Annotated in this window: 8 protein-coding genes and 2 pseudogenes; 8 read left to right on the forward strand and 2 right to left on the reverse strand. The window is 57.7% G+C overall.

All coding sequences use genetic code 11. The features are described from left to right. Positions 1 to 60 precede the first annotated feature (60 nt). A pseudogene (locus HJB84_RS30085) lies at positions 61 to 530 on the forward strand (hypothetical protein); the annotation flags it as partial. 102 nt (positions 531 to 632) lie between these two features. On the opposite strand, the gene HJB84_RS30090 reads toward HJB84_RS30085, so the two are convergent. Next, the gene (locus HJB84_RS30090) at positions 633 to 1,037 is read right to left on the reverse strand and encodes a hypothetical protein (protein ID WP_221117702.1); all 405 of its coding nucleotides are present in this window, start codon (positions 1,035 to 1,037) and stop codon (positions 633 to 635) included. Between the two features lie 667 nt (positions 1,038 to 1,704). On the opposite strand from HJB84_RS30090, the gene HJB84_RS33845 reads away from it, so the two are divergent. The 5 genes from HJB84_RS33845 to repC all read left to right on the forward strand — a co-directional run bounded on the left by HJB84_RS33845 (position 1,705) and on the right by repC (position 7,586). Further along, the gene (locus HJB84_RS33845) at positions 1,705 to 1,899 is read left to right on the forward strand and encodes a transposase (protein WP_246699298.1); all 195 of its coding nucleotides are present in this window, start codon (positions 1,705 to 1,707) and stop codon (positions 1,897 to 1,899) included. Between the two features lie 430 nt (positions 1,900 to 2,329). Further along, positions 2,330 to 3,478, forward strand: coding sequence for a site-specific integrase (locus HJB84_RS30100; RefSeq protein ID WP_221117703.1), 1,149 nt, complete (start codon positions 2,330 to 2,332; stop codon positions 3,476 to 3,478). A gap of 493 nt (positions 3,479 to 3,971) precedes the next feature. Continuing rightward, positions 3,972 to 5,183, forward strand: a complete 1,212-nt coding sequence (gene repA, locus HJB84_RS30105) for a plasmid partitioning protein RepA (RefSeq protein WP_029875094.1) — start codon at positions 3,972 to 3,974, stop codon at positions 5,181 to 5,183. After that, entirely contained in the window at positions 5,180 to 6,217 is a 1,038-nt protein-coding gene (gene repB / locus HJB84_RS30110) for a plasmid partitioning protein RepB (RefSeq protein WP_029875095.1), read from the forward strand. The genes repA and repB overlap by 4 nt, the downstream gene beginning before the upstream one ends. Positions 6,218 to 6,371: 154 nt before the next feature. Continuing rightward, the gene (gene repC, locus HJB84_RS30115) at positions 6,372 to 7,586 is read left to right on the forward strand and encodes a plasmid replication protein RepC (protein ID WP_221117704.1); all 1,215 of its coding nucleotides are present in this window, start codon (positions 6,372 to 6,374) and stop codon (positions 7,584 to 7,586) included. A 1,602-nt stretch (positions 7,587 to 9,188) separates the two neighbouring features. On the opposite strand, the pseudogene HJB84_RS33850 reads toward repC, so the two are convergent. After that, positions 9,189 to 9,687: pseudogene (locus tag HJB84_RS33850) on the reverse strand (ProQ/FINO family protein). A 167-nt stretch (positions 9,688 to 9,854) separates the two neighbouring features. Between HJB84_RS33850 and HJB84_RS30120 the strand changes: the two are divergent. Together HJB84_RS30120 and HJB84_RS30125 are read left to right on the forward strand one after the other, a co-directional pair. Further along, positions 9,855 to 10,208: a hypothetical protein gene (locus HJB84_RS30120; protein WP_029875097.1), complete on the forward strand. Its 354-nt coding sequence runs from the start codon at positions 9,855 to 9,857 to the stop codon at positions 10,206 to 10,208. Between the two features lie 3 nt (positions 10,209 to 10,211). Then, positions 10,212 to 10,673: a hypothetical protein gene (locus HJB84_RS30125; protein WP_029875098.1), complete on the forward strand. Its 462-nt coding sequence runs from the start codon at positions 10,212 to 10,214 to the stop codon at positions 10,671 to 10,673. The last annotated feature ends 110 nt before the right edge of the window (positions 10,674 to 10,783 follow it).

A 10,783-nucleotide genomic window follows, 5' to 3' on the forward strand; every position in this document is an offset into this window, starting at 1 on the left:
CAGCCTCACTCGTGCCGAGAACCCGTCAAGCTACATGGTTGAGCTAATTGGCCACTATGCTCAAACGCCTTCAAGAACGCCTATTCGTCCTTCTTCGGATCGAAGCCATTTTCGCCTGATGTTACCCAATTTACTCGACCTCTATCACCATATTGGCGCTTACATTGATCGCCACCGTGGCGTTCTTTTGGGTGACGGCAAAGATCCAGGTACATTTTTCGTCAAGACCGTCGAGGAGACAAGCACGGACGCCGCATACGATCAGACGACCTTCTATGAGGCGAGTGCTACGGCATCTATAATCCTTACACTGGCCGCGGTGCCCTGCCCGGCTTGCTTCCCGATCGACCACATAACGCGCGCGACGTGCTGGCCACGCATATCCTGAAGCTTACCGGCTTCTACGAGCAGGCAAGCTACGCGATCCAGGATACGCCCGATCTGATCCAGCAACTACGGCCGCTTCCTGCCGCAGGATAAGGCGGTGCATTGCGCACGCATTTTTGAACCAAGTCTGGGAGGCCGCCTAGAGGAGTGGCCGCCCGACGGCCCGTCTATCGTGCCAACGGGCCGCCTGGTTTCCAGTAGCTGGAGCAGATCTGGTGGCACGGGGGATTCCGATTTTTTGTGAATCATGATTCACTTCCTTTAGGACGAAGCGCCGCCTCCCCATGGCCGAGCATGCTGATACGCTGTCGGGGAAGGCGTTGCGCGAGCTCGTGACTGGTCCGGTGGAGCGGGCTGATCGGGCGGAAATCCGGATTGAGGCGCTTGAGGCTGTCAACCGAAAGCTTCGAGAAGAAAACGACCTGCTCAGGGTAGAGAACACGCGGCTGAAGGTCGACAACCAGCTTCTGCGCGATGAGATTGCGCGGCTTAAAAACCTTCCGCCACGCCCACCATTCAGGCCCTCGGGTATGGACCAGGCAACCAGCGACAAGGCGGTTGCCGGCAGCCGAAAGCCTGCGCGGCGTCGCGGGCCGAAGGGCGACGCGGGGAGCGCCACGCCCTTCCTTATGGTTTCTCGCAGGCCCCACGCGCTCCTCCCTCGTTCGTCATCGCCGAGGCGCTCCCGAGCAGCGTGGAGGACGCAACCCGAGCCTGGAACCATGGTCAGCCGGCGTCCCTTGTTCCGGCGTTCTCGCCCGTGGGCGCAAGCGGGAGCTCTCAGGTTCCCTGGCCACCCATCCCATGCCTTTGCCTGTTCCAAGACCCCGGCCGAGCCGGCAGAATCTCGCCCTAGTGATTCCGCCGCTGCTGCCCCCGGGCCCAACAGACCGAAGGCTCTCAGAAACTACATGATTTCGGGGCTAACCCAAGGCTTCAGCATCCGCTGTCTACGCTTCACGAACGACGTCGCCGCCGTCCATGCAAGACTCGCTTCCGGCTGGCGGGCTGCGCCTTTGCCGGAAGGGCGTCGAACCCTCTGGGTGACTACAAAAGGTTTCAGGATTTACATTCCATTCTCCTTTTCAGGGCTTGCCCTGACGCAAGCTGGATCCACGCCGAGCGTTTGCTGCACAAGCTGATGCCGGCGACGCCCGGCCAAGTGAAACACGTCGAAACCCTGCGGGATCTTATCTGGCACTTTTACAAGGCCTGAAAGCCTATCAGCGAAGACCTGATCCCCGTGCAGCCCGGGGCCTTCAGGCTCGGTTCGATCGGATTTTTTCCATCCGCACCGGTTATGGCGACCTCGACAAACTGGTGTTTCGACTTGGTCGCCGCAAGGCCGAACTGCTGCGGGTTCTGGAGCGGCCTGAAACCCCGCTCCATACCAATGCGTCGGAAAGAGATCTGCGCGGATTTGTCATCAAGCGAAAGATCTCCGGCGGCACGGTCAGTCGCAACGGTCGGCAGGCGCGCGACAGCATGCTCGGCCTGATGAAGACCTGCTAAAAGCTCGGCCTGTCGTTCTGGCACTATCTGGGTGATCGGCTGGGGATCAATGCCGAAGATCACGCTGTTGCACCCCTCGCCTCGATGGTTGCAGCACGCGCCTGAACGCTCTCGGCCCTTCGAGCACCCTGCTTCTGCGTCAGATCTGCTGATTGTGTCGGCATGGCCACCAAATCAGCCCCGCTTACGTCGCAACAGGGTCTGGATGGGCAATTTTGCAAGATCGTAAGACATTGAAATCATGGTAAACACGCCATTAACCAGAAGCGATATGGATGCTAGCTTCCGCCATCGCTCGGGATTTTTTCCAAAGCTCTAACCATCGATAAGTATAGGTTATCGATGATAGATTGATTTCACGGCGCAAATCAGCAAGGATCCCAGCAAAGCAGGCTGTCATGGCCGCCAGAAACGTCCTTTCGGAGCGCCTGTGGCCAAACCCAAAAAATCACAGACTTCCGTCGAGCGGCGCGCCGAAGAGCTCGACACCATTGCCGCCGTCCTGCCGATCGAGCGCCGCGACGAACTCGCCAAGCTTCTCACCGACCAGGACGTCGAGACGCTGCGCCATCTCGTCAACCAGGGCATGGGCGACAACACGCTGCGGGCGCTGACTTCCGACCTTGCCTATCTGGAAGCCTGGGGACTGGCGGCGACCGGACAATCCCTGCCCTGGCCGGCACCCGAGGCGCTGCTTTTGAAATTCGTCGCGCATCACCTCTGGGATCCGCAGCACCGCGAGACCGATCCGGATCACGGCATGCCGGCCGACGTCGACGAAGACCTTCGGAGCCAGGGTTTTCTCAGATCCGTCGGTCCACATGCGCCGGCCACCGTGCGACGGCGGCTGGCGAACTGGTCGACGCTGACCAGATGGCGCGGTTTTGACGGCGCCTTCGCCTCCCCTGCCCTCAAATCAGCCATTCGCCTCGCCGTTCGCGCCGTCCCCCGGACGCGGCGTCGCAAGAGCGCCAAGGCCGTCACCGGCGATGTGCTGGCAAAACTGCTGGCAACCTGCACGACCGACAGTCTGCGCGATCTCCGTGACCGTGCAATCCTGATGGTTGCCTTTGCCTCCGGTGGTCGGCGGCGCAGCGAGATCGCCGGCCTGCGCAGCGAGCAGCTGACCGTCGAGCCGCCAATCCCGGGGGACGATGGCCCTTCCCTCCCGTCGCTTGCCATCCATCTCGGACGCACCAAGACGACCAGCGGCGACGAGGACGACGTTGTCTATCTGACCGGTCGGCCGGTGGATGCGCTGAATGCCTGGATGGTGGCCGCCAAGATCGAGAGCGGCAGCGTGTTTCGGGCGATCGGGCGATGGGGGACTGTGTCGCGACGGGCGATCGATCCGCAGTCGGTCAATGCGATCATCAAGCAGCGGGTGGAACTGGCTGGATTGGAGCCGGGGGAATTTTCCGCGCACGGGCTACGATCTGGATATCTGACCGAAGCGGCCAATTGCGGCATTCCCCTTCCCGAGGCGATGGAGCAGTCGCGACATCGGTCGGTGCAGCAGGCATCGAGCTACTACAATAATACCACGCGTCGCAGCGGACGGGCTGCACGTATGCTTTGATTGCGGGAGGAGGATTTTCGCAGATTACCGATAGTCACTAATGTGACATTCCCGACTCATCGCTCCTCTATCGAAGAACGCCCGACCCAGGTCGTTTGGTCCAGCAGTGCAAACCCGTGCAGCCATGCATCGCGCTGCAGCCTCGTAGCGGCGGTTTTATGGCCTCTCCGGCGGTGATGATTCTCAATCATCGGCACGCCAGGATGCTAATCTGAGTTGCCAGATGGGTGGTCGCCACCGCAAAAGGGGTCCCCTCCGCCTTTTTTTCAAAGATTCCAGTGTACGGTTGAAAACCGGATCTTGAGTCACGGTGCTTATAACCGCTTGTTGTTGCATAATAATGTGAGATCTCTTGGCCTGAGCAACCGTCGTCATTAAGGTTCTGTTAACCCTAAATAGCTTGCCAGCCCGTTAGAATCGATGCTTATTGCAAGCAGCGGAGTGATTAAGAAATTCCGCTCAAAAGCGCTATTTCAAGAAATCAGGTCCGGGGATGCCAAAAATCGCTGCAAAACTACCGCCAAAAGATGAAGACTTGATGGGGTTGATTGAGCGCCATTCTCGTTCCTTGTCGGCGCAACTGCAAGAGCATCAGCTCGCGACTTTTCCCCCTACGGCGGAAAAGGGCATCCGCACGTTTCAGCCAGCCGAGGCGGCCAAACTGGTCGGCGTGAAAGAGGTTTATCTCCGTCAACTCGCAAACGAGCTGGAAGGTCTTCAGGTCAGCACCAGTCCGACTGGCCGCCGGTCATACTCCGTCGAAGACATGCATAAGATCCGCAAGCATCTCGACCAGGTGGGCCGTGGCAATCGACGCTATCTTCCACACCGCCGCGAAGATGAAGCGTTGCAGGTTATCTCGGTCATGAATTTCAAGGGCGGGTCCGGCAAAACCACAACAGCTGCTCACCTTGCGCAGTATCTCGCGCTTCGCGGCTACCGCGTGCTCGCCATCGACCTGGACCCGCAGGCAAGTCTGTCCACACTCTTTGGCAACCAGCCAGAAACCGATGTCGGCGTGAATGAGACGCTTTATGGTGCGATTCGATACGACGACGCTCGCCCAATGGCTGAAATTGTTCGCGCGACCTACATTCCTGATCTTCATCTGATCCCCGGCAACCTCGAACTTATGGAGTTCGAACACGATACGCCGCGGGCGCTGATGAAGCGGAAGATCGGTGATACCATGTTCTTCCACCGGATCAGCGAGGTGCTTGACCAAGTCGCGCCCAATTACGACGTCGTGGTGATCGACTGCCCGCCGCAACTGGGCTACCTCACCCTCTCCGCCCTAACCGCAGCCACCTCCGTTCTCATCACAGTGCATCCGCAGATGCTCGACGTGATGTCGATGAACCAGTTCTTGTCGATGACATCTGATCTGCTCCGGGAGATCTCATCGCACGGTGCGCGCTTCGACTATAACTGGATGCGCTATCTCGTGACGCGTTTCGAACCAAGTGACGGGCCGCAGAACCAGATGGTCGGGTATCTCAGGGCGATTTTCGGAGAAAATGTTCTGAATTTTCCGATGCTGAAGACAACGGCCGTTTCCGATGCCGGTCTCACGAACCAGACCCTTTTCGAGGTGGAGAGAGGCCAATTCACTCGGGCCACTTACGATCGCGCGCTTGAGGCGATGAACAGCGTCAACGACGAGATCGAGTCGCTGATCAAGAAAGCATGGGGAAGAAAGTCATGAGCAGGAAAGATATCCTCCGCACCCCTAAGCCAATCTCTGCCGTTGCCGCGCCGACTGAAAGACCGGTCAAGAGCCGAAGCTTTCTTCCGCTTATGGGCTCTCCACCACCGGAAGGGGCGACGGCCGCATCTTCGCGTCTCACCAGCCAGGTTGGCGGCGCTTTCGCGGAGGGTAAAGCGAGGTTTGAGCGCGCCGAAGAGATTGAAAAGCGGCTGGCTGAAGGCCAGACCATCATCGAGCTCGACACGGATACGGTCGATCCATCTTTCGTTCAGGACCGCATGCCCGGTGATATTGCCGGGCTTGTTGAAGCGATCCGCGAACAAGGCCAGCAGATCCCAATTCTGGTGCGCCCTCACCCTCACGCACCAGGACGCTATCAAGTCGCATTTGGACACCGTCGCCTGCGCGCGGTCTCGGAACTCAACCGGCCCGTCAAGGCGGTTGTTAGGGAACTGACTGACGAGCAGCTCGTAATTGCCCAAGGTCAGGAGAACAATGAACGCCAGGACCTGACATTCATAGAAAAGGCGCGATTTGCCTCCCGGCTGACCGAGCAATTTTCACGAAATGTCGTGATGGCAGCGTTGTCCGTCTACAAAAGCGATCTTTCGAACATGCTGTCGGTGGTGACCCGCATCCCCACGGAAATTGTCGATGCAATCGGCTCGGCACCCGGCATTGGCCTGAAAAGTTGGGTGGCTCTCGCCGAGCTTCTCACCGGCGACAACGACCTTGAACAGGCTTCAACTTTCCTGCGATCGGCCGAGGCGAAAGCCCTGCCCTCGCCCGACCGGTTCAAGTTGCTCGTCGCCAGCCTTAAACCTACACCAACCAAGCGCGGACTACCGGATCTCCTGACAACGCCCACGGGGCTACGTTTGGCCCAGGTGACGAAGAGCAAAACCAAGTTGGACCTGTCAATCGATCGGCGCGAGATGCCAGATTTCGCAGCCTTCGTCCTGGAGCGTTTGCCAACGCTCTTCGAGGAGCATCGCTCCAGAAACAGAACTCAGTTGAACAACGGAGATTAAGCGGAAAAAGAAAAAGGCCCCCAAAACGTCGCCGTCGTGGAAACCTCTTTCAGATCTAAGCAACCTGAGAATCGCACTTCCACGGATATTCGTCAAGAGTCATGGCACCGATTTGGTGAGCTGATTTCTTTTGCCTTTTGAAAGGTGAAAGACGATGCAAACAGGAAGTGTGACGACGCCCTTTGGGCGGCGGTCAATGACGCTTGCTCTCCTGAAGCGACAGGTCGCTACAAGAGAGATCAAGCCGGGAAAATCGGTCCAAAAGTGGAAGGTCTTTCGGGACGCTTCAGAGGCCAGGGAAGCACTTGGGCTGCAGTCGAGCAGCCTTGCTGTGCTCGACGCGCTGCTGAGTTTCTACCCCGAGAATGAACTGCGCCAGGAGGCACAGTTGGTGGTGTTTCCGTCGAACGCACAATTAATCCTGCGCGCTCATGGCATGGCCGGAGCAACACTTCGCCGTCACCTTGCATTGCTGGTGGAAGCCGGGCTGATCGTTCGGAAAGACAGCGCCAACGGCAAACGCTTCGCGCGCAAGAATAATACTGGTGAAATCGAGAATGCCTTCGGCTTTGATCTCTCACCAATGCTCGCCCGATCCGAAGAATTGGCTCTCATCGCGCAGAAGGTCGTTGCCGCGCGTTCCGCATTCAGGAAGGCCAAAGAGAACCTGACGATCTGCCGGCGCGACGTTCGCAAGCTGATTTCGGCAGCAATGGAGGAGGGTGCCGAAGGCGACTGGGTTGCCATTGAATCGATCTACGTTGAACTCGTTGCCCGCATTCCCCGCTCCCCGGCCATGGGAGACGTAGCGGGCGTTCTGGACGAAATGGAGCTTCTTCGGGAAGAGATCATTAATCGCTTGGACAATCAGGAGAATTCACAAATTAGTAGCACCAATGATGCTCAATTTGAGCGGCACATACAGAATTCAAATCCCGAATCCATCCATGAACTTGAACCTAGCTCTGAAAAAGAGCAGGGCGCGAACCCGAGCAAACCCGACAAGCTAAGGGTCGAGCCGCTAAAGGCTTTCTCTCTTGGTGTGGTGCTGAAGGCCTGTCAGCAGATGGGCGACTATGGACCGGGCGGGGCTGTCGGTAGCTGGCGAGACCTCATGTCGGCCGCGGTCGTGGTGAGATCGATGCTGGGGATCAGCCCATCTGCTTACCAAAATGCGTGCGAGGTCATGGGGCCGGAAAATGCCGCGGTGGCGGTCGGTTGCATTCTTGAGCGCGCAAATCTAATCAATTCCCCAGGTGGATATCTGCGGGATCTGACGCGGCGAGCCGAGCGGGGTGAGTTTTCTCTCGGTCCGGTGATCATGGCGCTACTCCGGAACAATGTAGGCACGCTCCTGCAGGCAGTGTAAATTGCCGTTAGTTGCGACTAACGGCGCTAAACGGCTGAAATAAAAGTGTTTCTGGTCTGCTTGGCATTTCCGTCGCCACCCTGCGATACAAGCGTCGCGTATGGGAGCTCTGGGGAGGGAATACTTAGTGCTGGCTGGTGTGACGCTTGCGTGAATTCTACCCCTACCACGGTCTGAAACACTCAACTGCCTGACTTTCAGTTTTTCATAGTATCCGTGGAAAACAGGTGCTTGCGTTGATTCGCTGGAATTGCTCAACAGGCGTCGCTAACGGGAGGTCATTGTCGTTAGTCATGACTAACCGCATGAAGCCGCTGAAATCACTCGGTTTTCACAGATGTTGACCAAAGGTCTTCGTCGCCCACAGGTTGTTTGAGTTCAGCAGCGCGGCAACGAGTCCGTGGGCTTCGAGGGAGTGAGCTGCGTCGGATGCCGGCTGCGGGACTGTAACGTGATCGTCCTTCGTGTCCATGAACGCGTCGCGGGAGCGTCTCTCGGGCGCGGGTCAATCCCGCCGCCACTGGGTAGTTCCTCATAGTCTTCGAGCATGGCCTTACCGTCGGTCGCCTAGGCCATGCTACGTTCGCAAGTGACTGTGACACGGCTTAAGCGTTCATTGTCGATGACTCTGGTGCGAATACCCCTCAGTTCAACTGCGCTGAGGGTCTCTCTCTGGGGAGAGACGCGGTTTCGAGCTTCTACCATCGTAGCAAGCGCGAACCGCAATCCTCGAAACCCAAGAATGTCAGGATAAAGATTATTGGCCGGACCATGATGTGGCAGTGTCATGACTGCGATCCGGCCATCAAAGCCTTCGAAAGAAGTCCGCCACGGCTGTCGCCATCTATCATGACGAAGTGCGGCGTCGCCCAGCCGACGGCATCATCTGACAAGAAGAAGCGACCTTTGATGGTTCTTCGAGCGAGGAGCGCCATTGCCGGGAGGGCCCTGTGTGGCTTGAGCTTGCGACGGCGCGTTGAGATAACGGCCCAGAGTAAAGTGACATCGAAATCGCATTGTGTCCTCCGGCAAAATGCCGATTGTAGATTTCGACCAGCCGCTTGGCGCTTTCGAGACCGTAGATGCCCAAGAAGCGATTTGGCGTGCTTTGCCTCTCCATTTCCAAGGAAGGCAAGCGCCTTCTTAATGTCCCTGAGAAACCGCCTTCTGGCTGGATTATCGTCCGGATGGACATAGGGCAGGAGAACCCAATCGCCTCTACGGCATGTATCACCTGTAAAAGCTTGCCCCTCGAGCTGGAGATACGAGTCATATACGCCCCTTTTTGCGTCTCGCGCGCGGTCGGTTCCGCAGGAGTGAGGTCTTCAGCATTCGGCCCATGTGGCGCACGCAAGTAAGTCGCCAATCTGTTTACCGCAGTCCTTTTGACGCTTCGTCATCAAGCCGTATCCGCCGTCCAGCGGACGGGCCGTCGATCGGACCGTCGGGTTCCGCGTCACCGGGAGGAGGATATCGTCAGGCCTGCGCGGCAGAAGAAAGATGACCCGCTCCGCACCTCTCCCGAGCCACCAGGCTACCGGTTCTCAAAATAGCCGATCGACGATCGGGAGTCCTCACCGCGCTCAAAATCGGTCGACTTGCTCAAGGCGCGGTGGACGACGTGTGCTGCATTTTTCCGGGGCCGAGAAGACTCGCACGGATCTGCTCTGCTGTGGTCGCGCCTGCCGTCGAGGAAGTGGAGGGTGACGACGGCTCTGAGTTTCGCTTACCGCTAGTCGCCTTTTGCTTCACCTTAGAAAACGGTTCTGCGCTGTCATGCGATCGTCCTCGCTCAGGGCTTCCAGCGGCCTAGCGTCCAGATTATGAAGGCCGGAATCGGGCTGGGCACTCGCGAAACAATATCGCTTGGAGTGGACGAAGGCGGCAACCGTCCGCGCAACGTCGTCATGCCAACACCAGGTTTCAAGAGGCGGCGAATTTCCTCAAAGAGTCCGATAGCAAAGGGTCGGATAAGATCGCCTGGCCTTTCCGGCAGGATCCCGATCGGACGAACAAGCAAAGCGTTTATGGCGTCTGCTTTCTGGATGTCTATCTGCGAAGCTACGATCGGGCCGCGGCTGACTGTCCAAGGGATTGTCATACGTTCTACGCCATTCTTTCTTCATTGCGAGACTGAGATCCACATCGTCCAAGTGTAGTTGTCCATGTTGCAGAAATGCATTTGTTGAAGCCGATCTCAAGGCCGAGCTGCGCTTCATCCTTCAATTCGCTACAGAAGACACGCGATTGCGCAGGAGTGCTTTGTATGTGCTCGCCCTCGTATCTGCGGGAGTGGCGGTCCCCGGCAGAATCCTCTATATTGCAAACATGAGCGACGAACAGACCATATCGAACTCCACCAAATCGGCCGTTGAGAAGGTCCTCCGTGACCGGCTCGGCCAGGCGGGGTTTTCTGGCGCCGACATTAGGGCCGATCGAGACAGCGATGGCGATCCCATCCTGCTCGTTGACGTGAAGTATGCCTATTCGGACAAGCCGATCAGTTCGAAACTTACCTACGGTCTTTCGACCGAGGTGCGAAAAGCTTTGAGCGCCCTTGGAGAGACGCGGTTTCCTCATATTCGGCATCATTTCGACGAACAGCAGAAGATCGCAAGCTAAGCCGTGTCGCATGATTTAATCGCCACCGCTCGGCGGCTCGCGAAGGCCAGCCCGAAACGTCCACGCCAGTCCGACCTGAAACGCGGCGTCAGTACAGCGTACTATGCGCTGTTTCATGCGCTTGCTCGCGATTGCGCCGATCTACTCGTGGGTACAGGCGAAACGCGCAGTGAACCTGCATGGGCCCAAGTCTACAGGACACTCGAGCACGGTGTCGCGAAAAACTCCTGCAAAGCAGCGGCAAGCCGCGGCTTCCCGGGCCGTATTGTCTCATTCGCCGATACGTTTGTCATCCTGCAGGAAGAACGTCACCGCGCCGATTACGACCCGCTTGCACGTTATGTCCGGGCCGAAGTCCTCGTTCTGATCGACAACTGTGAGCAGGCAATCAGAGATCTTGCATCGGCGCCGCGATCGGATCGCAAGGCGTTCGCAGTATGGGTTCTGCTCCAGAGAAAAAGATAGCGCGGGTTTCCTGGAATTAGTCAGGAAGAAGAACAAACAAAGAACATCAATGGATTGCGGACATAGGTCCTGTCTGGAAACGCTAACCTGAGGAAGTCTGGGGACGATGC

Origin of the sequence: Rhizobium sp. NZLR1b, assembly GCF_019685155.1 — a bacterium.
In the GTDB taxonomy this organism is placed as follows: domain Bacteria; phylum Pseudomonadota; class Alphaproteobacteria; order Rhizobiales; family Rhizobiaceae; genus Rhizobium.